Annotated in this window: 20 protein-coding genes; 11 read left to right on the top strand and 9 right to left on the bottom strand. The window is 60.3% G+C overall.

The window, feature by feature from the left end:
- Window positions 1–105: 105 nt before the first annotated feature.
- Window positions 106–636, top strand: a complete 531-nt coding sequence (locus AC13RC_RS21295; protein ID WP_368518733.1) for a hypothetical protein — start codon at window positions 106–108, stop codon at window positions 634–636.
- A 101-nt stretch (window positions 637–737) separates the two neighbouring features.
- On the opposite strand, the gene AC13RC_RS21300 is transcribed toward AC13RC_RS21295, so the two are convergent.
- Both AC13RC_RS21300 and AC13RC_RS21305 read right to left on the bottom strand, forming a co-directional pair.
- Entirely contained in the window at window positions 738–2,540 is a 1,803-nt protein-coding gene (locus AC13RC_RS21300) for a CocE/NonD family hydrolase (protein ID WP_113391161.1), read from the bottom strand.
- 129 nt (window positions 2,541–2,669) lie between these two features.
- The gene (locus AC13RC_RS21305; protein ID WP_113391160.1) at window positions 2,670–3,644 is read right to left on the bottom strand and encodes an SDR family oxidoreductase; all 975 of its coding nucleotides are present in this window, start codon (window positions 3,642–3,644) and stop codon (window positions 2,670–2,672) included.
- Window positions 3,645–3,749: 105 nt separating this feature from the next.
- Here AC13RC_RS21305 and AC13RC_RS21310 point away from each other — a divergent pair, with 105 nt between their 5' ends.
- Window positions 3,750–4,718: an AraC family transcriptional regulator gene (locus tag AC13RC_RS21310; protein WP_113352120.1), complete on the top strand. Its 969-nt coding sequence runs from the start codon at window positions 3,750–3,752 to the stop codon at window positions 4,716–4,718.
- A 226-nt stretch (window positions 4,719–4,944) separates the two neighbouring features.
- Here the strand turns inward: AC13RC_RS21310 and AC13RC_RS21315 are convergent, their stop codons facing one another.
- Window positions 4,945–5,538, bottom strand: coding sequence for an NAD(P)H-dependent oxidoreductase (locus AC13RC_RS21315; protein WP_113395645.1), 594 nt, complete (start codon window positions 5,536–5,538; stop codon window positions 4,945–4,947).
- An 89-nt stretch (window positions 5,539–5,627) separates the two neighbouring features.
- Between AC13RC_RS21315 and AC13RC_RS21320 the strand changes: the two genes are divergently transcribed.
- Window positions 5,628–6,026 (top strand): winged helix-turn-helix transcriptional regulator, encoded by a 399-nt coding sequence (locus AC13RC_RS21320; RefSeq protein ID WP_113391159.1) that lies wholly within the window; start codon window positions 5,628–5,630, stop codon window positions 6,024–6,026.
- A gap of 103 nt (window positions 6,027–6,129) precedes the next feature.
- Here AC13RC_RS21320 and AC13RC_RS21325 read toward each other — a convergent pair whose 3' ends face one another.
- Window positions 6,130–7,275, bottom strand: coding sequence for an FAD-dependent oxidoreductase (locus AC13RC_RS21325; protein WP_233788527.1), 1,146 nt, complete (start codon window positions 7,273–7,275; stop codon window positions 6,130–6,132).
- A gap of 53 nt (window positions 7,276–7,328) precedes the next feature.
- Here AC13RC_RS21325 and AC13RC_RS21330 point away from each other — a divergent pair, with 53 nt between their 5' ends.
- Both AC13RC_RS21330 and AC13RC_RS21335 read left to right on the top strand, forming a co-directional pair.
- Window positions 7,329–8,006 carry a helix-turn-helix domain-containing protein gene (locus AC13RC_RS21330; protein WP_113352117.1) on the top strand — a complete coding sequence of 226 codons (678 nt, stop codon included), beginning with the start codon at window positions 7,329–7,331 and terminating at the stop codon, window positions 8,004–8,006.
- Window positions 8,007–8,120: 114 nt separating this feature from the next.
- Window positions 8,121–8,468, top strand: coding sequence for an SDR family NAD(P)-dependent oxidoreductase (locus tag AC13RC_RS21335; RefSeq protein ID WP_113352116.1), 348 nt, complete (start codon window positions 8,121–8,123; stop codon window positions 8,466–8,468).
- 188 nt (window positions 8,469–8,656) lie between these two features.
- Here the strand turns inward: AC13RC_RS21335 and AC13RC_RS21340 are convergent, their stop codons facing one another.
- The gene (locus AC13RC_RS21340) at window positions 8,657–9,526 is read right to left on the bottom strand and encodes an SDR family oxidoreductase (RefSeq protein WP_113391158.1); all 870 of its coding nucleotides are present in this window, start codon (window positions 9,524–9,526) and stop codon (window positions 8,657–8,659) included.
- Window positions 9,527–9,631: 105 nt separating this feature from the next.
- Here AC13RC_RS21340 and AC13RC_RS21345 point away from each other — a divergent pair, with 105 nt between their 5' ends.
- A complete protein-coding gene (locus tag AC13RC_RS21345; protein ID WP_113352114.1) occupies window positions 9,632–10,525 on the top strand; it encodes a LysR family transcriptional regulator in 894 nt (297 codons plus the stop codon).
- 64 nt (window positions 10,526–10,589) lie between these two features.
- Here AC13RC_RS21345 and AC13RC_RS21350 read toward each other — a convergent pair whose 3' ends face one another.
- The 4 genes from AC13RC_RS21350 to AC13RC_RS21365 all read right to left on the bottom strand — a co-directional run bounded on the left by AC13RC_RS21350 (window position 10,590) and on the right by AC13RC_RS21365 (window position 14,730).
- Window positions 10,590–10,868, bottom strand: coding sequence for a transposase (locus AC13RC_RS21350; protein WP_069614130.1), 279 nt, complete (start codon window positions 10,866–10,868; stop codon window positions 10,590–10,592).
- Window positions 10,869–10,875: 7 nt separating this feature from the next.
- Window positions 10,876–12,321 carry an HlyD family type I secretion periplasmic adaptor subunit gene (locus AC13RC_RS21355; protein WP_113395646.1) on the bottom strand — a complete coding sequence of 482 codons (1,446 nt, stop codon included), beginning with the start codon at window positions 12,319–12,321 and terminating at the stop codon, window positions 10,876–10,878.
- A gap of 13 nt (window positions 12,322–12,334) precedes the next feature.
- Complete coding sequence (locus tag AC13RC_RS21360; protein ID WP_113391156.1) at window positions 12,335–14,050, bottom strand: type I secretion system permease/ATPase; 1,716 nt, start codon at window positions 14,048–14,050, stop codon at window positions 12,335–12,337.
- Window positions 14,051–14,154: 104 nt separating this feature from the next.
- Entirely contained in the window at window positions 14,155–14,730 is a 576-nt protein-coding gene (locus AC13RC_RS21365) for a PE-PGRS family protein (RefSeq protein ID WP_113331788.1), read from the bottom strand.
- 500 nt (window positions 14,731–15,230) lie between these two features.
- On the opposite strand from AC13RC_RS21365, the gene AC13RC_RS21370 reads away from it, so the two are divergent.
- The 5 genes from AC13RC_RS21370 to AC13RC_RS21390 all read left to right on the top strand — a co-directional run bounded on the left by AC13RC_RS21370 (window position 15,231) and on the right by AC13RC_RS21390 (window position 23,364).
- Complete coding sequence (locus AC13RC_RS21370) at window positions 15,231–16,316, top strand: hypothetical protein (protein ID WP_113395648.1); 1,086 nt, start codon at window positions 15,231–15,233, stop codon at window positions 16,314–16,316.
- Between the two features lie 644 nt (window positions 16,317–16,960).
- Window positions 16,961–17,668 carry a response regulator transcription factor gene (locus AC13RC_RS21375; RefSeq protein ID WP_113352109.1) on the top strand — a complete coding sequence of 236 codons (708 nt, stop codon included), beginning with the start codon at window positions 16,961–16,963 and terminating at the stop codon, window positions 17,666–17,668.
- A gap of 1,034 nt (window positions 17,669–18,702) precedes the next feature.
- On the top strand, window positions 18,703–20,031 hold the full coding sequence (locus AC13RC_RS21380) for an HlyD family secretion protein (protein ID WP_488558339.1): 1,329 nt from the start codon (window positions 18,703–18,705) through the stop codon (window positions 20,029–20,031).
- Window positions 20,032–20,101: 70 nt separating this feature from the next.
- Window positions 20,102–22,066, top strand: coding sequence for a glycosyltransferase family 2 protein (locus AC13RC_RS21385; protein ID WP_488558340.1), 1,965 nt, complete (start codon window positions 20,102–20,104; stop codon window positions 22,064–22,066).
- A gap of 38 nt (window positions 22,067–22,104) precedes the next feature.
- A complete protein-coding gene (locus AC13RC_RS21390) occupies window positions 22,105–23,364 on the top strand; it encodes a hypothetical protein (RefSeq protein WP_113391153.1) in 1,260 nt (419 codons plus the stop codon).
- Window positions 23,365–23,595: the final 231 nt, after the last annotated feature.

The raw sequence follows: 23,595 nt of genomic DNA on the forward strand, positions 1-23,595 counted from the left end.
TCGCAAGCTCGCGTGACACCAACGTGTCCGCGAGGTGAGGAAGTTCCACTCATCAACGCGATCAAGTTCAATTCGTCTCGTAGGATTAATCCGGAGAGCTGCCCCATGCCCACGAAATATCAAACAACCGACAAGGCGACGTCTTCAACAACGCGTCTGGAGCACAATTTGTCCCGCGCCGTCTCAGTCGGTTTCAGCGCTGGATTGACTGCTGGCGTGATCGTTCTCGTGCCCGTTCTGATCCTGCAACTGTCCCGCGGCGTTGGGATCGTACCTGAGATGCAACTGGCAGCCAGCAGCCTGATGGGCATGGCTGCCTATGCGGGCGCGACCGGCTTCGTCTTCGGGACGTTGCTCCACTTTTTCGTGTCGGTCGTTCCAGCCGTCGTCTACGCGCTGGTCGTCTGGCAAGTGCCGGTGGTGAACCGCTGGACGTGGATCGGTGGTCCTGTGCTCGGCATCATCCTGTTCTTCTTCATGGGCTTTGTCGTATTGCCGCTTAGTGCCTTCACGACACCCGCATCGGTGACCCCGATGCCCTTCGTGCCGGCCCTGCTGATCCATATGTTCGGTCTTGGGTTGCCGATCGCATGGGTTGTCAGGCGCGGATGGGCTCGGTCGAACAGTGTCGCTTGATCTGCTATGCGCGGTGATCAGCCTCGCTGGTAAGACAAGGTGAGGAAGAAGCCGATTTAGCGCGAAACGACAGCGGGTTGAACGCGGTTGATCGCCTCCTGTCATCGGCGAGTCGATATGTGCGGTAACAGCAGATAGGATGCATGCTCTCCGCCCGTCGCCAGCGTATCCGTCCCGCCATAGAGGGTGGCGTCGCGGTTAGGATGCGCGGCGAAGAACAGCCCGGAGTTGTTGGAGTTCGGAAGATCGTAGTCCTTGGCGCGAACGATATTGGCGCCTGGGCCGTAGTCGAAATCCTTGCCCTGGATCGTCAAGACCAGGCGATAGCCCTTCGGAATGACGATGCTCGTCGGTTCGGTGAATTCCACATCCACTGGGTAAAGCTGCCCGGGCGTCATCGGCTCCGACGTCAGATGCGGATGGAACGGAGCATACTCGGTCGAGCGCGCCGGATCGACCGCTCGGTGCGACACGCGCAGATAGCCGAGGCCGAGCGGTACGTTCGGGTCGCTGTTGCCCATGAAGGCGACGTCGCGGCCCTGCGGATCGATCAGCCGCACGGCCGCGAAGATGTCCATGTCCGCTGTGGAGGAACCGACCCAGAGCCTGACGCCGATTGGGCCGGTGAACTCCGTCTCCTCAGTGAACGGCGCGGAGGTGAACGTCAGCCCGTCGCCTTGTCCGAGATAGGATTTCTCCGCGGGTGCGGCAGTTCCGAGCGCGGGGTCCATCGATCCGTTTGCCGCGTCGAGATAATAACGCTGCCAGTGGGTTCCAGGCAGCGGCCATGCCGCGGCACCGCGCCACGCCGTTCCGTCGGGACGACGGATCTGCAACGCCACCCGCGGTTCCTTCTCCCATCCGTTGTTCACGCCCTTGAGGAAGTGATCGAAGAAGCGCTTCTGCAGCGCCAGCGCTTCGTCTGAATAGAAGGGCGTCAGATGATCGCCGGTCTGGATGCGCAGCCATTTCTGCTTGCTGGCGGCAGAGCGAAACCCCTGCGTGCTCCAGTCCGTCCAGTTGGCGACATCGAGCAGTGGCACCGTGATGCGGCTTCCGTCGGGGATTCGCTCGCGATAATAGGCATCATCGAACGGATGCTTGGCGAAGGCCTCGACCGGATCGACGCGGTTCTGCTTCAAGACATCAGGAGGGAGAGGCGCCCCCGTATCCTTGCCGCCATCGATGGAGTCGATGAGCGGCGTTTCTGCGTTGCCATTCTGGTTGGGCACCACCTGATGAGTCCACCAATATTCCCAGGCGACGTTGAGGATCCCGCCATAGTAGGCGATCTCACGATACTGATCGAAGGCTCCCTCCCACGGCAGGATCGCCGCAAGACCCTGAGGGTGTAAGGCGGCAACCTGATACTGATTGATCGCCTGGAATGACGTGCCCAGCAGGCCGACCTTTCCTGAGCTCCAGGGCTGCCGCGCGGCCCAGGTGATCAGCGTCGCATAATCTTGCGTTTCGCGCGGCGAGAAGGGATCGAGCACGCCTGGTGAGGCGCCGGCGCCGCGGACATCGGCATGGATGACGATGTAGCCGTTCGCGACCCAGCGTTCTGGATCGGGCGCCTCGAAGCGGATGTAGCGGCAGGAGGATTTTTTGCAGAGATCGGGGTATTTCGCGATCAGCTTCGCCCACGACGTCTTGTAGGCGGGCGCATCCGCGAGGCTCGTATCCTTGCCATAGGGGCCCATCAGCATCAGGACCGGGTACCGGCCCGGCTTTTCCGGGCGATAGATGTTGGCGCGCAGCTGCAGGCCATCGGTCATGGTGATCGGCACATCATGGTCGAAGAGCATCCCGGGAACGCCGGAGGCGACAGGCGTCGCCAGGCTCGGCTTGGCAAAAGCGAGCGCGAGAGTGAAGGCAAGGGGCAGTAGTTTGGTCAATCGCATGGGAGGTTTTCCTTTGTTGTCCGCAGGCCGAGCAGCGACGTTCTTCAGCGCGCGCGATGTTTCGCGACCGAAGTCATGCAGGAATGTGAGTGTGCTTGTACCTTTGGGTTCGCTTCAGGCGAGGGCCGATCATGCCCGCGCGTCGGCGTTGCGGAGAGCCGCGCCGATATCGTCCATGAGCCGCGGATGGGTCGGCTGCCAGCTCAGGCGCCGCTGCGTGAGTTCACTGGACACCGGATTGTCGGCGCTGACGAAGGGCGCGAGCCAGCCGAAATGCTTGTGCGCGTCTTTCGGAAACAAACCTTCGACGCGGATTCCGAGGTGGCTGCCGATCGCCTCCGCGATGGCGCGCACCGGGATTCCTTCTTCGGCGACCGCATGATAGCAGGTGGCGGCTTCGCCCTGTTCGAGGACGAGGCGGAAGAGGCGAGATGCGTCGAGCCGATGGACAGCGCCCCACCTGTTTTCGCTATCGCCGATGATATAGGCGGAGACCCGCTTCTTGCGCGCGATAGCGATCAACTGGGTGACGAGGCCCTGCCGGGTTTCGTCGTGTACCGAAGGCGGTAGCCGAACGATCGTGGCCTTCACGCCGCGGGCTGCGAGCGCCAGGGCTGCCCCCTCGGATCGGGCCCTGAGACCGCCCACAGCATTCGGATCGGCGGGATCCGTTTCGACAGCCACGCGTCCCTGAACCATCGCCATTGTCGGAAAGGCAATGACCAGCGATTGCTGATCTCCGCGCAGCGCGTTGCCGAGCGTCTCGATCGCGCGCCTGTCCGCCTCGACGGCAGCGGTCATAAACCGCTTGACGATATTGGTCGGGCTGCCGCCGAGCATGACCCGCAGGCGCGTTGCGAGACTGGCGTGCGAGAAGGCATGGAAGAAGGCGGTGTGAATCACGCCGTCCGCCCGGCCGGCGCCGCGGGTGAGGCTTTCCAGATCCTCGATTCCGCCGCGCTGGGGTTTCGCACCGGCCGCCTCAAGCTTCGCAGCTGCCTCTGCTGAGCGGACGAGCCCGGTGACGTTATGCCCGGCCTCGACGAGCTCGCGGACGATGGCGGACCCGATGAAGCCGGTGGCACCGGTCACGAATATGCGCATGGCGCTTCTCCTGTATTTGACTTCAAACCCAATTTAGGCCGTTGATCGGGAACGATCCATGCCGCATAGTTCGAATATGGTTTTCGATCGTTCAGGAAGTCACGGATGGATGCACTCTCGGATGTGCTCTCGCTCCTGAAGCTGCGCGGCTATGTGTCGGGCGGCTTTGATGCGGGGGGCGATTGGGCGATCAGTTTCGGGCCGCACGACGGGATCAAGTTTCACGCCGTCGTGACCGGCTCGTGCTGGATATCGGTGGAAGGCGAGTCTCCCGTTCAGGTCAGCGCCGGCGAATGTTTCCTACTGCCGCGTGGCCGGCCGTTCCGGATCGCAAGTGACCTGTCGGTCGCGCCGGTCGATGTCAGTCAGATCCTGCCGCCACGGCCGAGCGGCCGCATCCTCACCTACAATGGCGGTGGCGACTATCTCAGCATTGGCGGCTACTTCACGCTGTCGGAGGGCCAGTCGGAGCTGCTCTTGAACGTCCTTCCGCCACTCCTGCACATCCGTGATCGTCCTGGCAGCGCGACCCTGAATTGGTGCGTCGAGCGCATGCGGCAGGAGCTGTCGGAGGGACAGCCCGGCGATTTCATCGTCGCGCAGCAACTGGCGACGATCGTGCTGGTGCAGGCGCTGCGGCTTTACCTGTCCGACCGGACGGCCGAGGAAGCAGGCTGGCTCTCCGCGCTCGCGGATAAGCGTTTGCGCGCGGCCATCGCCGCAATGCACGGAGCACCTGGCCAGCGATGGACGCTGCAGACCCTCGCCAGGGAGGCTGGGATGTCGCGCACCGCCTTCGCGGTGACCTTCAAGGAAAGGGTTGGCCTTTCGCCGATGGACTATCTGACGCGCTGGCGCATGATGCAGGCGGCGGACAGGCTGACCTCGACGCGTCAGTCGCTTGCCGAGATCGGGTTGGCGCTTGGCTACGAATCCGAAAAGTCCTTCAGTACCGCTTTCAAGCGGGTGATGAACTGCTCGCCCCGGCAATATGGCCGCCGGCAGGTCGAGGCGGGTGAAGCTGGACGTCGCCTAGCGTCTGGTAGTGAGCAGTCCTTCTCGTCACTCCCTTAACGGTGGAGCGGACACGTTCAACATGGTTCCCGTTTTGGTCGCCGGCCGGCAGGAGGATCCCCGCGGTTGGCCGCGAGGATCTGTCCCACAACGGCATGTCCGCGATCCTGTCCGACATGCCCGGCCGAGAGATCTGCCATCAGGAAATTTCGTCCGAGCAATTGAAGCAGCGATTCCTCCGTTACGGCGCGAAAGCCAGGCATGCCGTGCATTCGCGTCTGTGCTCTCAAGCGCTGAGTGGAGCCGGAGCTTTGGGGTTTGGGGAGACCTTGCGCACCTCTTCAAGTGCGCCCGCGATCGAGGCCCGACGCACCTCCTCGCTGCGCCCGAGCCCCTCGGCGATAATAAACTCGATATCCGTGACACCCATGAATGCGAATGCGGAGCGGAGCAGCGTCTCGGCATGTTCGAACGAGTGATAGGGCGAGCCATCGCTGTAGACGTTGCCGCGCGCCAGCGCGACGATCACGCGCTTTCCCTGGGCGAGACCGATCGGCCCGTTTTCGCCGCGCGCAAAGGTCTTTCCCCGCACGACGATATGATCGATCCAGGCCTTGAGCTGGGTGGGAACAGAGAAATTGTAGAAGCCGGCCCCGATCACCACAATGTCCGCGTCGAGGAATTGCTGCACGTCAGTGCCGGCGTCGAGCACCTTGAACGCGTCGAGGGTGAGATGCGGGAGCGGTTCGCTGGCAAGGTCGCGATAGGTGACGTCCACCGCGTCATGTGTTTCGACGATCCGCTCGACGATAGCGGCAGAGAGCACCCGGCTTGCCGAGTTTGCGCCCATGATACTGGAGTCGAGATGAAGAAGTTTCACTGGATATCTCCGGTCTTGATTTGTGACCAGGACTATCTATGTGACCACAGGTGCTCCGCCAAGAACGCATATTTTTAGGACCTGGTCACATGGATATGCCTGCCTCGCCGGCCGTCAGCGCCCAATGCCACAAGGTCGGCAAAGTGCTCGCCATCGTCGGCGACAAATGGACAGTGATGATCGTCAGGATACTGGTCGAGCGGCCGCATCGCTTCAACGAGATCAAACGGACGGTCGGGGGCATCTCGCAGCAGATGCTGACACGCACCCTGAAGGCGCTCGAGCGCGACGGGATCGTGAGCCGGACGGTCTATCCGACGGTCCCACCGCAAGTCGAATATGCCCTGACGGAACTTGGACAATCCCTGGCTGTGCCGGTCCGCGCACTGGGTGCGTGGGCGGGAGAGCATATCGACGAGATCGAGAACAACCGGGCGCGTTATGATCAAGACAAGCATGCTCCTACCGGTCGCGGTGGATCAGAGTAGGCCCGCTGTCTGGCGGAGGGCAGGCCGACATGGCTGAACGCGCTCGCTGCGCAACAGCCGATACGTTCGACAATGCCAGCTTCGTTTCTTTGGCGCGCCGCGGTTATGACGCGGCGTTGAGAAAGTCGATGAGGCTGAAGGGCGCATGCTCACCCAGGCAAAGGTCCAGGACTCGGTGCGCGTCAATGGCAGCGGCCTTGCTGCGCGCGAACATCGCCGCCTCATAGACGGTCAGCGCATTCTCGATGTTTCCAGGCTGAGCGGCTATGGCCTCGCCGAGTTCGGCCCCGTCGAGCATCGCCAGGTTTGCGCCGTCGCCGGCCGGAGGCGACAGATGCGCGGCGTCGCCGAGCAGCGTCACTCCTGGCGTACGATCCCATCGATGACCAACCGGGAGCGCGTTGACCGCTCGCAGGACCGGCGCCGTGTCGCTGCCGGTGATCAATGAGGTGAGAGTGGGTGTCCACCCGTCGAATTCGGCTGCTATCCGTGTTTTCACAGTCTCGGCGTCGTTGAAGTCGATGTCCGCAAACCAAGCCGCAGGTCGCATCAGTTGAACATAGGTGTGGAGAGCGCCTGCCGGCTCCCGGTGCGCGGTGATCCCCTTGCCCGGTTCGAGCGCGAACATTCCGCCGGCCCCGACCGCCGCGGCCGTTGCGGGAAACCGCCGATCAGCGTCATGCAGGTAGGTCTCGACGAAGGAAACGCCGACATAGCCGGGTTTCGCGTCTGACAACAGCGGGCGTACCTTTGACCAGGCGCCATCGGCTCCCACGAGCAACGCGGTCTCTACAGCCGAGCCATCGGTGAACGTCAGTTCATGACGATCGGCGCCAAGCGGTCTGGCTCCGGCGAGCTTCCGCCCCCACCGGATCGTCCCGGCAGGCAAGGAGTCGATGAGGATTCGCCGCAGGTCGCCTCGGAGCACCTCGGGACGTCGGCCGTCTCCGGGTTGGTCGAGCAGCACATTGCCGTTTCGGTCGAGGGCGCGCGTCGCGTCGCCACCGTCGTGAACGATTGCGCGGAATGCGTCGGTCAGGCCGGCGGCAGCGAGCGCGCGCTGACCGTCATGTTCGTGAACGTCAAGCTGGCCGCCTTGAGTGCGGGCGTGTGGGGAGGGCTCCGCTTCGAAGATCGTGGCGGTGATGCCGTGAAGGTGGAGCACGCGGGCGAGGGTCAGGCCGCCCAGGCCTGCGCCAACAATAGTAACGGGAGTGGTTATGATGGCACCTCGAGACGATTGGAACATTGTTCCATATAGCAGGGATTGGAACGGCGTTCCAGATATGTCATCATAGGCATATGTCTAAACGAGCTCACCAGACAGCGCGACGCGCGGACGCCCTTTCCAAGGCGCGGATTGTCAAGGCGGCGGTCGAGATTCTCGATGCGCGCGGGGAGGCCGCTCTGACATTTCGGGCGCTGGCGATACAGCTGGCGACGGGCAGCGGGGCGATCTACTGGCATATCGCCGACAGGAACGACCTGCTTGCCGCAGCGACGGGAGATGTTCTTGCCCGCGCCCTGGCGAATGTGGCCAAGGAAGAGGAGCCAAGAGCCGCGATCCGCGCCATCGCGCTCGCGGTATTCGATGCGATTGACGCTCACCCCTGGGCCGGCGCTCACCTTTCGCGCGAGCCATGGCATTCCGCGGTCGGAGAGATCTTCGAACGCATCGGCGGATGGCTCCAGCCGCTTGGTGTTCCTGCGGATGCACAATTCGACTGCGCCTCCGCGCTGACGAACTACATCCTCGGTGTGGCCGGCCAGAACGCGGCCAACGCCCGCACGCTTCCGGACGGAACGGATCGCAAGGCGTGGCTGGAAACCATCGCCACGGGCTGGATTCAGGATGATCCCGAAGCGCGTCCATTTCTTCGGCGGGTGGCGGCGCAACTGAGCGAGCATGACGATCGCCAACAGTTCGTTGCCGGCGTCGATTTCATCCTGGCGGGCGCCTGCGTCGAGCGAAACGCTTGAGGCGGGACGGTGCTCATGTACCGATAGCCATCCAGAGCGTAGCGCCGAGCTTCTTGGCTCTTAGGACGCAGGGAGGTCCTGCTGCCGCGCATAGCGCGCGGGCGGCAGCCCGACATGGCGGGTGAAGGCGCAGTCTACACGGCGAGCAAGGCGGCGGTGAACGCCTTTACCGAGTCCATGGCGCTGGAAGTCGCACAGTTCGGCATACGCGCGCACATCGTGCTACCCAGGCGCGCGCCCGAGACCCGCTTCGCCGAGAATGGCAGCTCCCGAATGCGGGGTCTCGACCACGAGGCCTATGCCGATCTCGTCAAAGGCTTCATGGCCCGCTTCAGCCAGCCGGGTCCGGTCACCCATTCGCGGGATGTCGCCGAAGCCGTGTGGCGCGCGGTGAACGATCCCTCGATCCCCGTGCGAATCCCCGCAGGCGCCGACGCGGTCGCCTGGGCCGAGGCGAGCTGACCTGAAGGTCGCCCCGCGATCACGCCCAATGGCAATGTCCTGCCCTTGGCACGGATTGATGTTCCTGCTTCCTGTTATTGATCGGTGACTCGCGTATGCTCGTCACATCGCATTGGGTGCGGAGGCCGGATGGGAGGAAGAGGCGCGTCGCGCCCACTCCCTCTCCGGAGCGGTTTGGCTGCCGGGCCTCAGGCCGCGGTAGCGATCTCACTGGCAAAGGCCCGGTAGGAATGCAGAGGGCGACCCAGGATCGTGATCAGCCGCTCGACGTCGCCGAGCTCGGGGATCATGCCATCGGTGACGTAGCGTTCGGCCATCAGGCGCATCTCATAGGCCGTCCACTTCGGCATGAAGCTTGCCATGTTCTGCTCGAATCCGCTGGGATCGTCGCCGCCGTAGACAACCGGGCGGTCGAGCAGGTCCGACCAGATCTTGGCCACATCCGGGCCGGTCAGTGTGTCGGGGCCGACAAGGTTGATCGTCTCGATCGGTAGCTTGCGGGCAGCCTGGTCGCGGCGGATCAGTTCGATGGCGGCGACCTCGGCGATATCGCGGGCGTCGACCATGGCGACGCCCTTGCCGCCGATCGGCATCGGATAGACGCCGTGATTGAGGATTACGTCCTTGATCATCAGCTCATTGTCGATGAAGTATGTCGGGCGCAGGATGGTGGCGCTGAAGCCCATCTGGACGAGCATGCGCTCAGCACCGAACTTGACGGCGAAATGCGGCACATTCACCGCACGATCGGCATCGAACACGGAGAGATAGACGACCCGTTCGACGCCCGCCTCGCGGGCGATGTTGAGCGTGATGATCGCCTGGGTGAATTCATCGCCGGTAACGGCATTCAACAAAAAGAGCGTGCTTACGCCGTGGAAGGCGTTGCGCAGCGCATCGATGTCGAGCAGGTCGCCTTGAGTAACTTCGACGCCGGCCGAGACATTGGCCCTTGAGGGATCGCGGGTCAGCACGCGAACCTTCGCGCCACGCTTGATGAGTTGATCCACGACGTGGTGGCCGACACGACCAGTGGCGCCCGTAACGAGAATGGTCATTGTGATTGCTCCGTTGAGGTGTTCAGTTGACAGTCATCAATTTAATGATCCAAATTATGCCCGATAGACGTCTTATTTGGACAGACTGTCTCGTTGGTGAAACACATGGATCTGCTCGCTCTCGCCGATTTCAATCTGGTCGCTCGCCACGGCGGGTTCGGCAGGGCTGCTCGCGCCACTGGCCGACCGAAGGCAACCTTGTCGCGGCGTGTGGCCGACCTTGAGGCAAGTCTCGACCTGCGGCTGTTCGAGCGCGGTGCACGGACGCTAAAGCTCACTGAGGAAGGGCGCGCACTCTTCGAGCGAACAGGCGCACTCCTGACCGAGCTTGACGAAACGGCGAAGGCTATCGCCTCGGGCGGACATAGTCCCCGAGGGCGATTGCGGATCAGCGCGCCTTTGCTGTTCTCCCAGACGGCAATGGGGAAGCTTGCGGCGGGATTCGTCCTGAAACACCCCGAAGTTCAGCTTGAGATCACGACGGAAGACCGGGCCGTCGATATGATCGAGGAGGCTTATGATCTAGTCATTCGCGTCAATCCTGAGCCGGACGAAAGCCTCGTTGGTCGCGTGTTCCTGCATGATCGGCTGGTGGTCGTGGCAAGCCCCGATCTACCGCGCCCGATGGGCCGCGAGCCCGTTGCCGCCATCACTCGTGGATCGATGGCCCAAGCTGAATCGTGGGAGGTCATGACCTCAGCGGGAAAATTGAGCATCGCGGCAAGGCCAGTTCTGAGCGTCTCCTCGTTCATCATGGTTCGTGATGCCGTTCGAGCGGGGGCGGGAGCGGCGCGTCTACCCCTATCGCTCGCCATTCCGGATTTGGCTACCGGCAGGCTGGTGAGCTGGGGTGAGCTAGCGGGGCTTCAGACCGCTCTTTGGGCACTATATCCAACGCGTCGGCTCCTCAGCGCGCGTGTTTCGGCATTCCTGGATTATCTGAAGGAGGCCTTTCCTCAAGGGACGCCCGACGAGCTTGCCGCCTTCGTTGAAGGATGAATGCAATCGCAATGGTTTATCGCGTAGAGATGGGCCGAACGCGGCCGCACTCCATGATTGGGGATTAGTTTCGCCCATTCGATGTCTTCGCCAGCATCTCACTCAGCGTTGCCGCCGAGAGCATGGCTTCGGCTAAAAGTTTCTTGAGCTTCTGGTTTTCTTCCATCAGTGCTCTCATTCTTTTGGAATCGAGACCGGCATTTCCGAAATGAAGGGATTGCCACCGATAGAAGGTCGGCTCGCTGATACCGTGCTTGTGGCAAACATCAGCAACCGTCACCCCAGCCTGGTGCTCTTTCAGTATGCCGGTAATCTGATCGTCGTCGAATTTTCTCTTGCCCATCACCGCTTTAGTCCTCACGAAATGCTCTGTGGAAACTGTCGATAAGTGGTCTGATGGCATAGAATGCCACGCTGCTTTTGCCCGTTTCGATCAGTGTCTGCACAGGCATGCCTGCGACCAATTCGACATCGTTCATTTTAGCCAACCGCTCGTCCGTCACTCGGATCGTCGCGGCAAAGTATGGCTGGCCGCTCTGCGCGTCGGTGAGACGGTCCGCTGATACATACTCGACCCTGCCTTTCAGCAATGGAACGCGCCGCTGATTGTATGGAAGGAGGTGAACCTGCGCCTCAAGCCCCGCACGGACGAGATTGATGTCTTCCGGTCTGACGTGGGCGGACACGATGAGGCGATCGCTGCGCGGCACAAGGTCGACGAGCGGCTCGCCCGCGCCGACCACTCCGCCGGCGGTGTGGATGCGCAGGTTCATGATTGTTCCGTCTTCGGGCGCCCGGATATCGGTCCTTGAAAGCTGGTCGTCGATCGCCCACAAGCGCTCGCGCAACTGCATGATCTGACTTTCCGTGTCGCGCATGCCCTGCGCGACTTCGCTCAGCCGGTCGCTCTCGAGCTTTGCGAGATCGGCCTGTGCCTCGCTGATCACCTGGTAGGCGCGCGAAATCTGGGCCTCCACCTGACCCTGCTGGCCGGCAAGGTCTGCTTTTTCCCGCTGGAGGTTGAGAACAGTATTTTTTCGTTCCAATCCCTTGGCGTTGAGGGCCGTAACCTGATCCAGTTCCTGCTGCGAGATTGCCGCCCTGTCGGTCAGTGCTGTCTTCTGCGCGCCAAGCCCTACGATTTCCTGCCGCACCTGTGCGATCTTCTCGCTGGTTATGCCAACTTCCGCCTGCATGACCTGACGACGCGCTTCGAAGATTTTCCGCTGTCCAGTCAGAATCGCGCCGACTGAGAGATCTCTGTCCATTGCCGACCTGAGGTCCTGCGGAAAAGCGATATGATCGGCGCCCGTCTGCTCGGCAAGCAGGCGGGCGCGGCTTGCTTCGGCGTCCCAAAGTTGCCCTTGAATATTGTCGCGCTCCGAGCGGGACTTCGTATCGTCGAGTTCTATCACGACTTGCCCTGCCGTCACGGCATCGCCGTTCTTGACGAGTATCCGTCGCACGATACCGCCTTCCAGGTGCTGAATGGTCTTGCGGCTGGACTCCGGCTCGATGACGCCGGATGCAACTGCGGCGCTTTTCAGCGGCGCCAGCACCGACCAGATTCCCAATCCGACTATAAAGACTCCGATCAACAGGTTCCCCGTCCATATAACGCCCCTGAGCCGCGGCATGGGCGAAGGGGGAGCGGGTCCGCGCTGTTTCGTGCCGAACACCGGCGCGTAAGCTGTCTGTTGCTTGTCTGTCGCCGTCGATCGTTCGGCAAAGCGCTGGCTCACTTTTGACGAACTTGAAAATCTCGCCAGCGTTGCATCCAGTTGCACAAGGGTCATGTCCCAGTCCCCTCTATGTTCCCGTTCGCGACGGCGGTTGAAGATAGGTTTCATAAATCTGCTCGCTGTCGCCGAAGGCAGCCACCGTCCCGTTGCGCATAATGGCGATCTTGTTGGTAACTGGTAGGACACCCATGCGGTGAGTTATGATAACAACGGTCATGCCCCTGGATTTCATGCGTTCAATTGCCTTGTGCAGCATGCGCTCGCCATCATAGTCCAGGCTAGAGTTCGGATCATCGAGAACGATGAGGGATGGATTTCCATAGGCGGCCCGTGCCAGCCCCAGCTGTTGGCGCTGAGCGCGAAGGAGCAGGCTACCACCTTCTCCAATATCGGTCTCGTACCCCTTTGGCAGCCGCATGATCGCCTCGTGCAATCCAACCAGCTTGGCTGCATCGATTACCCTGGCGGGATCTCCTCCATCCAGCCGGCCGATCACATCCTTGATTGCCCCGCCGAAAAGCTCGATGTCCTGCGGCAGATATCCGACGTGGTAGGCGCCTCCGCAAAGACGCAGAGCCGAAACATCTACCCCACCAAGAAGGGCGCACCCGCTTGTTGCTTGCACGACGCCCGCAATAACACGACCTAACGTCGATTTTCCCGATCCGGAAGGGCCGATGAGGGCAACGCAATCGCCAGGCGCCAGGCGCAACGTGATTCCGGTTAGTATCTGCCTGTTGGCGAATGGTTGAATATAGCCGACGTCTTCGAGAACCAGGCCATTGGGTTCCGGCTGAAGCACCGTCCGGGCATCGCGTTCCGACGCAACGGCGATCAGCATGCGGTTGAGGCGATTGAAGGCGTTGCGAGCAAACATTAGGGAGCGCCATGCGCCTATCGCGCCCTCGATCGGCGCAAGTCCGCGCCCGAGCAGCAGGCTGGCGACGAAGATGATACCGGGACTGCTGTTGCTCGAGAGCACCAGCCAGGTCGCGGATCCCATCAACAGGATCTGCGCCAGTGTTCGGATCGATTTGGAAAAACCAAGAATGATCTCCGTCCGATGCATCGCGATGTCTTGTGCTCGTCTTGCCATTTCCGCATCGCGATAGACCACTAGCGCGGCACCATATTCCATGCCCATCGCCCGGATCACCTCGATGTTTTTTAGGGCGTTCGCGAACCGCAGATAGCTTCTGGAGAGGGCAAAATTGGCGCTGGCAAGCGGTTCTTGCGTCGCTAGCTCCGTGAGGCAGGCAAACAGCAGAAGCGCTAATGCGCTCAGAAGACCGAGCGCCCCAAGCAGCGGATGAACAAGAAAGAGCAGGAGCAGGAAGATCGGTGCCCATGGGAGGTCAAAAAACAGGGAACTTGCCGGGGAATCGAGGAATTGGCGTAAGGTGGTCAGATCCCTGAAGCACTCCGTGGCGGCTCCTGCATCGGCGCGTGCGGCATATTCGAATGATGCAGTAAGCACCATGGGCCGTAGCCTGTGATCCAGCCAGCTGCCGATGCGCGAGAGGGCTGCCCGGCGCACGATGTCCAGCGTTGCGCCAACCACCACGGCGACGGCGATGACTATTGTCAACATCAGAAGCGTGTCGGCGCTGCGGCTCGACAGAACTCTGTCATAGATCTGCAGGAGATAAACGGAAGGCGCCAGAAGGAAGAGATTGTAGCCACAGCTATAGAGGAAAACCAGCCCAAGTGCTCCGGCGCAAGCCCGGAGCGCGATGACGAGCTGTGTCTGTTGGCGCGATGGCGTTACAGAAAGCGTTGCCATTATCCGATCTCGCTCCGCGTGAGACTGACAAGACGAGGCTGCCGATGGGTTCCGCAACCTATGAGGGTCGCCGAGTGAAGCCGGCGACCCTCTGGGTTTGGGGTTCATGAGCCAAGATGGCTGAGATCGATATGGCCGAAGTCGTTCGAGAAATGATCGAGAGCATTGTTCACTGTCGTCGTTGAGGGGTCCGTGTGAACGAGCGCTGCCGAGATGTCGCCGCCGCGAGCCAAGTTGCCGTTGCCGCCGTTGCCGCCGACGCCAGCAAGAATGGTGGCATGCTGATCTGCAAGAAGCTGAGTATATTGTGTCGCCGTGGTATCCGCGCTGACCGCCGCCGTGTCGCCGCCGCTCACGCTTCCCTGGCTGCCGTTGGAGTGAGAATCTCCTCCGGCGCCTCCCGCGCCGCTATTCGTGACCGCCGCTAGGAAGCCATTCTGGGCTTGCGCAAAGCCGCCAGGTCCGCCGCTGCCGGCGGTCCAATCTGCCATCTGCCCCACGTGATCGCCGTTGTGCAGATCGATGGATGCCCCGTCGACCGTTTGCGTATTGGCGACATACGCAACTGGATTGTAGTCAATATTGCCATGGCTGTTGCCATCGCCGCCGTTGCCGGCGCTCGCGTCGCCGGCAACCGGGTCACTGAAATGGATCGTGTCAGATATTTGTGGGATAGGCATTGATGTTCCTCCTTCGATTTCGTTTCGTCCGTGTGGTTCTACGGCATGGGTCTCCAGCGTCTCACCGCCCGCAATACAACCGCGGGTGAATATTACCCGCGGTCAAATCTGGGAGCTATCTAGATATTCGGTGACGCTCCTTCAGGCGTATGCTTGGAGATGAGCGCAATTTGACCTCGGCGCGTCGTGGTCGGCACCAGATGAGATGGTCATGATCGGGCCTGCGGCCCGATCGACACGCCTGATCTTTCGAAGCAAAGGAGGTTCAAGCAAACAGGCGGCATTCGGGTCTCTGCTGCAAGGCCGGTTTGGCGCCCTCGAATTCTCATCGCGGGGCGCTCGATCCATGATAGCCAAATGGCTAGGACGCTAGCCGGCAGGATGTAGACGAATTACAGGCTCTGCTTTTCTCACGTTCAGGTGCACAATGTCCGAAAAATCCTGCCTGCATAAGTTGCTCGCCTTGTGGGATGTTCGGTTGATTTGCAATGGAGATGGTTATGACGGACACCCGTCCCTTATTGGAAGACTTACCCAAAACAGGCAGCGATCAAAACCTCACCTCCAATTCGGCAGCGGGGCACCTGGCTCTGGTGCCAACCTGGCTTCCACTGGATGTCGCGTCGGGTCCGAACTACAACTCAGCTGGTAGCGGCGGCGACGGGATAAGCGAAGGCGTGATCGACAGCAACGCGCTGGCCGTCTTCGTGCCTTCCAATGCTGCCATTGCGGGACCTCATTCGAGCGCGGACGCCTTCCAGGGTAACGATGCGCTGGTCAATCAGCATCCCACCGAAATGGCTGGGATCGGCGGGAATGGCGGAAGTGGCAATATTGCGATTGGCGGCGGCGACGTCAGTCATGCCGGCACCGGTGGCAACGGCCTCTTTTTTGGCGGTCTCGTGAGCACTGATGTTGCGGTGTTTGCTCCCGTGAACACGGCTGTGGCGGTTGGCCATGGCGCTGAGGCTCACGCCGATCAATCGAACAACGCTTTGTTCCTGCAGGGGGCAACCCAGATGGGCGGCATCGGTGGCTCCGGCGGCGATCATAATGTCGCGATCCACGACTCGACGATGAACCCGGGAACCGCGGTTACGTTTACCGGTGACAATTATGCGGGGCATGGCGGCAACGGAGTTTTCGTCGGCAGCATGGTCGATGTGAACGTGGCCATTTTCTCCCCGATCAACATCGCGGTAGGCGCCGCAGGCGGTTCGGCCGAAGCCCATCAGACAAACAATGCGGTTTTTGATCAGGGCACGATGCAGATTGCCGGCATCGGCGGCAACGGTGGTGGCTTCAACATGTCATCGGGGACGATTTTTACCGGCAGCCATGAAGCTGGCGGTGGTGGCGTTGGATCATCGACCGGCAGCATGGTCGACATTAATCTCGCCTATTTCCATCCCATCAATATCGCAGTTCCTGCCGGTGGGTCGGCGGACGCCCAGCAGATCGACCATGTTCTCTACGATCAGCATGCACTTCAATTGGCCGGCGTCGGCGGCCACGGTGGCGGCGGCAATCTTACGGACGCCCATTCGGCTCTCGTAGACGACATTCTGGGCTTCGTACATACCTGACAGATAGTCTCCTTGCGGGCATTGTGAAGGCTCAACTTCATGAAGCCATTCTCCGCGCCTTTAAGAACCATATGCTGGATTGCTTCATCCGTTTGGCCTTGCCTCTCGGAGAGGCATGGCGCGGAATGCCCGGTCACCGAGACGCCGAGTATTCCCCGCGTAACCCAATTTATGTTGTTATAAATCTCGACCGTTCTAGGCTGTTGTGTCTGATCGGAACCTATAGGTGCCAATACAGTATTGAGGCTGCTTTAAGTTGAAGGACGTGCTTGAACTGAATCTCATTGACAGATAATGATATTCTGTCTGTTTTTCCTGTGATGTATTTGTCGAATATCATATGTATTTTTAATGTCACCGATAGCTTTGTTGACACGCTTTCTGCATATGAATTCAACGAAGTGAATCGATGCAACATATATTAGTGAATAATGATTTCAGTGCGATATACATGCAAAGGTTGACTGTCCTTGAGCCATTGCACTCTATAACAACTCTCGTGATAGATAAGACTATTGATATCGATAGTACCTCTTTTTCATGTCATGACATGAAACGAGAGCGGAAATAATCTGGGTTGCGGTTGGGCTGCAGATATTCCGGGGAGCGGTCAAGTGTCCAACAGTGCCAAATCCAAGCGTCATATGGGGCGCAATATACCAACTATTGTCGTTATTCAGCATTCCACATTGGCGCGTACGACTGTGGTGAAGCTTCTTGAGCGTGAATTCGCCGGCTGGAATTTTGTCGACATGATCTCGACGGAAAGTCTCGATAGAGCCCTTGGTGCCGAGGTACGTTTGATTGCGCTGGATCTGGCCGGCAGAGGTGTCGAGAGTGCAAGCCTGCGTAATGATCTCGCCGCGATTGCCGCGCGCTTTCCCCAGGCTCCCATCACCCTGCTCTTAGGTACGGATGATGTCGACATAGTCCGTCAGGCGCTCAAAATGGGCATCCGCGGTTTCTTTTCGACTTCACTTCCCATTGATATCGCCCTTGCCGGCCTTCGTCTCGTTCTGGCGGGAGGAACATTCTGCCCGCAGCTGTTAGGCGTTGTTGCAGATGAATCAAGCGAGCATGTTCCGGCCAGAAACGAGGTGGAGAAAAACCTGGATGAAAGGACGCAATATTGGACGATCGCCGATTTCACTCCCAGGGAGGCGGAGGTCCTCGCGGAGTTGCAATGTGGCTGCTCGAACAAGGTTATTGCAGGAAAACTCAATTTGTCGGGGCATACGGTGAAGATGCATCTGCAACACATAATGCGTAAGTTGCAGGCGCAGAACCGGACTGAGGTGGTCGCTCGCCTGGTTCGACGAGCCGAGAGCGGGCATGACGCCTCCGCGAATTAGGGTGGTATCGCACGTGCCAAGATGGTCGATGCGGGGCTGCGCGACAGACCATTCCTTATCCTTGACCTTTCCTATGGACGTCCATTGCGGAACATGAGTGCCGGCAAAGAACATCCACAGCTTGTCTTCGCTGCATGCGAATCAGGCAGTTGGGAGTTGCCGCCTCCCCGCCCGCTTTGCGAATCCGGCTCGGCGAAGCTGGTGACCGCCCTTAAGAAAGGCGCCCCACGATAAACGCTCTTTCACGATGACCAGACACCCCTCCAAGCGGCTCCTTCAAAGCCTCGATCTCCTGGCGCCAAGCCAATACCAATCTAGCCGGCTTGCGACCGACATGCGAAGCCATCCGGCTGGATGCGGAGAGTGACGCATGTTTTCATTTGAAACCTAATTCCAGTACTAAGGCGGAAGACCGGCTTACGGATCTGATCATCCTTTTGGAGTAGCGCCGTCAGCAGAAGGTGGAAATCTGGGGGGAATCCGCGCCGACGCTGCGTTTCATCTACTTCTTTATGATGAGTTTCGAAGCTGTAGATCATACGATGGTGGTATTTAGCAAGATAATTAATCGTATGAGTTGCGAATGGTCGGTTTCGCCAAGCTCCCAGGAGCCAAGGATGCACAAATAATGCCACGTGTTTCACTTGCGCGCGCTGGACTTCGCTTCTCACCGTAGCGGATATAACGGCTGCTATTGTAGCGGGATGGACTGAAAGGCTGATCCCAATTCGTAAGATGGCCCCTTCAGATTGCTGGTCAAATATTGGGCATCTGCGGACCATGCCGTTAGCACAATCTTAACGATATTGCGGCGCACAAAAAACCGTGCAACGATCGCTGCATTCTTTCGGGAGGAATAATATAGCGCATTCATCAAAGGATCTATGGCTATGTTTTTCTTTAGAAAAAGCAAAGATGGCAGAAATAATGATGCATCGGTGAGATTGGCATCTTACGCTGTACTTGGTGTAATGGGTACAGTATTTGCCTCATCCGCATTCCCTCCATTCTTCACATCGACTTCTACTCGCGCTGTGATCAACGCACCGCTCGTGCCGCTGACAACGCCGATCAGCGGCAAGGTGACGTCGCTCGGCGCAGCGGGCGAAATAACGGTCGAGAACGATCGCGTCGACAATTCGACCTTGATCGGCTTGAAGGTTCAGCTTGCCGCGCTGCGCAACGAGATGGAACAGAAGAATTCGATCGTCGGCGACTACGCCCAGCGTATCGGCGACCTTGAAAACGATCTTTCCGGCCAGCAGGCGGCACTCCTCGTCAGGATCACCGCGGATCTCAAGGCCGCCGAGGCGGCTCTGGAGATGGTGACCTACTCGTCCCGCATCGCGAAAGCCGAGGCGGCGCGCAAACTCAGGCTCATGGCTCGGGGTATCGCCGCCGGCAGCGAAGGCGAGGTCGCCGATACGGTTCGTCTGGAGGACACCAAGCTTGAAGCCGCCAAGCTCGCCGTGGCCAAGCTCGCCTCGGAACTCGATTTTGCCCGACAGGGTGTTTATGTTGGCGCCGACCTGCAGTCGCTGCAAAATCTCCAGCAGGAAATCCGCACGCGCAAGGCCGACCTCCTGCAGATCAAGTTGCAGATCGCGACGATGCGCACGAAAGAGACCGAGCTCGGCTCGCTCGTGATGACGGAGGCATCGCGGGTCGACAGGCTGGCGCGGGCCGATTTGCACGTTCCCTCGACGAGCCAGCTTTACAAGCCGGTGGCTGCATCCGGACGCGAGGTCACGGCTGGCGACACGCTCGCTGAAACGCTCGACTGCCGCGACGCCTTTGTCGTCGCGATCTTTTCCGAGCGGCAGGCGCAAGCCCTCGCCGTGGGGTCGAAGGTTGATGTCAATGCCGAAGGTTGGCCTCAAGCGGCAAGCGGCGTCGTCGAGCGGCTGGTTCCGCGTACGACCGACAGGGTGGATCTCGATTACGCCGTTCCTTTCCCGCCGACGGAGCGTCGCGAGCTCTATGCGTACATCCGCCTGACCGAGCCTGGCACGGCAGACTTGCGAGGCAGTCCGTTCTGCTCTGTCGGCACGTGGGTCGACGTGACGATGCCCCAGGAATGGCTTCAGAAAACGCAGCATTATATACGCGAGGCATCGACATCGCTCATTGGCGTAGCCAAGGCATCCGCCGCGCAATGGCCCGCGGCTGAGACGAAACTGACCGGTCTCGTCCGGCGGTCGGCCGAACAGTTCGGCGTGCTTAATCTGGAGGAGCGCCTTGCAAAGGGCCCTCGGGACATCCGCGTCAGCTGGAGGATCCTCTATCCCCAGCCTCGGCGGGCCGAGGCGCATGCCGTCGAGCTCCTTAACGAGCGAATGAGAGCTGCGCCAGTGAAAAGCTGACGCAGGTCGCCGCGGCACCCGGCGGCCCGTGACGGATCGCATCCAGGCTGAAGTCAGGGAGAAACAGACCGTGTTCTTTAGTTCCGACGACGACTTATTCAGTGTTCTGACCTTCGATCTTGTCATCGCCGCTTGCGCGATGCTGTTCGCGATGCTCGCAAACCCGAAGAAACCGTTCGAGCGGGCGGCATTCAGTCTGCTCATGCTCTTGTCGCTCGGGCTCTATCTTTCGTGGCGCGCCCTCGACACGCTTCCGCCCTTCGAGTTTTCCGCCGAAGTGCTCTGGAATTATGTTTACTTCCTCTTCGAGGCGGTGTCGGTGCTTTACGCGATCGGTTCGATCCTGATCCTTCTGAGAACGACTGACTGGAAGAAGGAGGCCGATCTCGGTGAAAAGGAACTGGCGGCCAAGGCCGACATTCCTTCCGTCGACGTTTTCATCTGCACCTATAACGAGCCACTGAATGTCCTGGAAAAATCGGTCATATCCGCCCAGGCGATGAACTATCGCAGGCTTCGTGTTTTCGTCTGCGACGACACTCGTCGCCAGGAAGTGCGCGACTATTGCGCACGCGTCGGTGTGAACTACCTGACGCGTCCGGATAACAAGCATGCCAAGGCCGGCAATTTGAACAATGCCTTGAATCATACGAACGCGCTCGCCGAGACTTCCGATTTCATCATGGTTCTCGATGCGGATTTCGCCCCTCAAGCAAATTTCCTGAACCGAGTTATCGGTCTCTTCAAGGACGGGAAGGTCGCCGTCGTGCAGACGCCGCAATTTTATTTCAACAGCGATCCGATCCAGCACAATCTCGGCATCCGACGCTCCTTCGTCGATGACCAGCGTGTCTTCTTCGACACGTTCCAGCCCGCCAAGGATGCCGTCGGATGCGCGTTCTGCGTGGGCACCAGCTTCGTTGTGCGTCGCGCCGCCGTCAACGAGATCGGCGGCTTTCCGCATGATGCGCTGTCCGAGGACATGCTGCTTACCTACCGCCTGATGGAGCGGGGCTATGTGACCCGGTGGCTGAACGAGAAGTTGAGCGTCGGCCTGTCGGCCGAAGGCATTCCCGAATACATCACCCAAAGGACCCGCTGGTGCCTCGGCACGATCCAGATCGGCCTGCTGCGCAACGGTCCGCTCTGGCGCGGCAACTTCACCCTCATCCAGCGTCTGCATTATCTGCACGGGCTATTCTGTTGGCTGTCGAAGCCTTTCATCCTCTGCCTTTTGCTGGCGCCGTCCGTCTATTGGCTGACCGGAGTTTCGGCGCTGCAGGCTGACGAACTGCTTTTCATGAAATACGGCCTCAGCTCGCTCTTCCTGTTCTGGACCTATTCGACATGGATATCCGAAAGGCGCACGCTGCCGCTCTTCACCGAGGTTACACATGCGCTGACCGCTGTGCCGATCACCATCACTCTCTTCCAGGCGATCCGTAAGCCGTTTGGCCGCCCTTTCAAGGTGACGGAGAAGGGAGGGGACAGGTCCGCGATCCGCGTTCACCGCCCGACCGCGCTGTTTTTCGGCTTCGTAGCGGCCATGTCGGGGCTGTCCGTCGTCCGGGTCGTCTATGGTTGGGATGCACCCGTCGAATTTTCCGCACGCGAGTGCCTTAATCTCGTCTGGTCGTCAGTGGCGATGATCATTGCGTTCACGAGCCTGCTTTGTTGCATCGAGCTGCCGCGTTTCGGCCAGGAGGAACCGATCGAAGTCCGGCTTCGCGGACGGCACCGGGCCAATGGGCACATCGCCGACGTGACGATAACGGCCGTGTCCACCGAAGGCGTGACGCTGGCGGAACACGGCCCGACCGGTGCGGAGGACGAGGCGGTGTTCATCCCGGAAATCGGCTGGATTTCCTCCTCGGTCAGAGCGGCGCCATCGTCGACGGCTTTCTGCCTTATGCCGACGCCGGAGCAGCACAATGCCATCCTGCGGCTGCTTTTCAGGAGCGCGCCCGACAACGTCGCGGAACGGGGAGACTTGCGCAAATCGATGCAGATGCTCTTGTGGCGCGCCTTTTCCTGATGGGCGGGCAGGACCATTCGACAGACCCAGGGTGACATATGCGAAGCTTTTTCAGGGCCTTTCTGGCCGGCGCCGTCGTCGCATGTTGGGTAAACGGGGCATGGGCAGGCGAGGAGCGGCATGTTCAACTCGCCGCAAGGCTTTGCGCCGGCCTTGTTGCGCATATGAGCGGCGAGCCGGCGCAGCCTTTCGTCTTCCGCAGCTACGAGCCTCCGGCCGATGCTTCGCCGCTCCATCCCGCGCTCGAGAATGCGGGCTTCACCTATGACAACGCACTGGCGGTCATGGCGCTATATGCCTGTGGCCGAAAGTCGGAAGCGGGCCGGGTCGCCGATGCATTGGTGCTCGCGCTGAAGACGGATCGATTTTATCACGATGGGCGGCTGCGAAACGCCTATCGCGCCGGCCCGGTTGAGGATAACGGCAGCATGCTGCTTCCGGGCTATTGGAGCCCCGTTAGCAAGTCTTGGATTGAAGACGACTATCAGGTCGGCAGCGCGACGGGCAGCACGGCCTGGGGGGCGCTGGCATTGCTGACCGCCTACGAACAGACCGGCCGAAGGCCCTATCTGGATGCCGCTCGGACAATCATGGACTGGATCCATCGCAGCACCGCAGATCCGCAAAATCCCGGTTATTTCGGAGGCTTTTTTGGTCAGGAGCCCTCACCGGAACGCATAGGCTGGAAATCCACGGAACATAACCTCGATGTCTATGCGGCGGATCGCTGGCTTGCCGGGCTCGATCCCATGGGCGACTGGATGCATCACGCCGAGAAAGCGCGCGCGTTTCTGGAGGCCATGTGGGATTTCGAGGACGGTCGTTTCTTTGTCGGCAGCCTGCCGGACAGCGCCGTGCCGAATACAAGGATGTCGGGTCTCGACGCCGAATTGTGGCCGCTCATCGCCGTGCCGGCCTATGCATTCAGGCGCGCGCGCGTCCTGGAATGGACGAAACGCAATCATGGCGTTGATGGTGGTTTCGACTTCAACAATGACCGCGACGGCACCTGGCTTGAGGGCACTGCCCAGGCCGCCCTCGTGTTTCGTCTGAGCGGCAGAGGGAAAGAGGCTGAGCCGTTGTTCGAGACGATTTCCAGGCAAGTTGCCCCCGACGGGCTGCTCTATGCCACGGTCAACGCTGAGCTATCGACCGGCCTGAAGGTTGGGCCCGACTCCACCTCCGTTGACTTCAAGTACTTCCGCCTTCCCCATATAGGAGCGACGGCATGGGCCGTGCTTGCCGCGCTGAAGCGCAATCCTTTCATAGGCACGGCCGGTCAGTCGGCGAGCCGTTAGAGTTCCCGGAAAAGTACGAAGCGGTGTTCGTCCGGAATTGCGAAAAAACAAAGGGCGATTTCCTGATTGGATGAAGCGCCGAACCGCCCTGGAATAGACCACGCCACCGGGCGGCGATTGGGAAAGGTTTCAGTGGTCTGAGATGAATTGCCGTGCCCGGTGGGCCCAGGCAGGGCGGCTGCGTAGCACTATCGCGCGTGTCGGCTGTGAACTTGAGTTCAGCAACTTGCA

Source organism: Martinezella sp. CNPSo 3890 (genome assembly GCF_057784455.1).

Bases quoted from the DNA above. Each gene is read 5' to 3' on its own strand.
- AC13RC_RS21345 (WP_113352114.1), top strand. From the start codon at position 9,632: ATGGATCTGCTCGCTCTCGCCGATTTCAATCTGGTCGCTCGCCACGGC.
- AC13RC_RS21355 (WP_113395646.1), bottom strand. From the start codon at position 12,321: ATGACCCTTGTGCAACTGGATGCAACGCTGGCGAGATTTTCAAGTTCG.
- AC13RC_RS21320 (WP_113391159.1), top strand. From the start codon at position 5,628: ATGGATATGCCTGCCTCGCCGGCCGTCAGCGCCCAATGCCACAAGGTC.
- AC13RC_RS21340 (WP_113391158.1), bottom strand. From the start codon at position 9,526: ATGACCATTCTCGTTACGGGCGCCACTGGTCGTGTCGGCCACCACGTC.
- AC13RC_RS21370 (WP_113395648.1), top strand. From the start codon at position 15,231: ATGACGGACACCCGTCCCTTATTGGAAGACTTACCCAAAACAGGCAGC.
- AC13RC_RS21360 (WP_113391156.1), bottom strand. From the start codon at position 14,050: ATGGCAACGCTTTCTGTAACGCCATCGCGCCAACAGACACAGCTCGTC.
- AC13RC_RS21300 (WP_113391161.1), bottom strand. From the start codon at position 2,540: ATGCGATTGACCAAACTACTGCCCCTTGCCTTCACTCTCGCGCTCGCT.
- AC13RC_RS21365 (WP_113331788.1), bottom strand. From the start codon at position 14,730: ATGCCTATCCCACAAATATCTGACACGATCCATTTCAGTGACCCGGTT.
- AC13RC_RS21295 (WP_368518733.1), top strand. From the start codon at position 106: ATGCCCACGAAATATCAAACAACCGACAAGGCGACGTCTTCAACAACG.
- AC13RC_RS21325 (WP_233788527.1), bottom strand. From the start codon at position 7,275: ATGTTCCAATCGTCTCGAGGTGCCATCATAACCACTCCCGTTACTATT.
- AC13RC_RS21330 (WP_113352117.1), top strand. From the start codon at position 7,329: ATGTCTAAACGAGCTCACCAGACAGCGCGACGCGCGGACGCCCTTTCC.
- AC13RC_RS21375 (WP_113352109.1), top strand. From the start codon at position 16,961: ATGGGGCGCAATATACCAACTATTGTCGTTATTCAGCATTCCACATTG.
- AC13RC_RS21305 (WP_113391160.1), bottom strand. From the start codon at position 3,644: ATGCGCATATTCGTGACCGGTGCCACCGGCTTCATCGGGTCCGCCATC.
- AC13RC_RS21350 (WP_069614130.1), bottom strand. From the start codon at position 10,868: ATGGGCAAGAGAAAATTCGACGACGATCAGATTACCGGCATACTGAAA.
- AC13RC_RS21390 (WP_113391153.1), top strand. From the start codon at position 22,105: ATGCGAAGCTTTTTCAGGGCCTTTCTGGCCGGCGCCGTCGTCGCATGT.
- AC13RC_RS21310 (WP_113352120.1), top strand. From the start codon at position 3,750: ATGGATGCACTCTCGGATGTGCTCTCGCTCCTGAAGCTGCGCGGCTAT.
- AC13RC_RS21335 (WP_113352116.1), top strand. From the start codon at position 8,121: ATGGCGGGTGAAGGCGCAGTCTACACGGCGAGCAAGGCGGCGGTGAAC.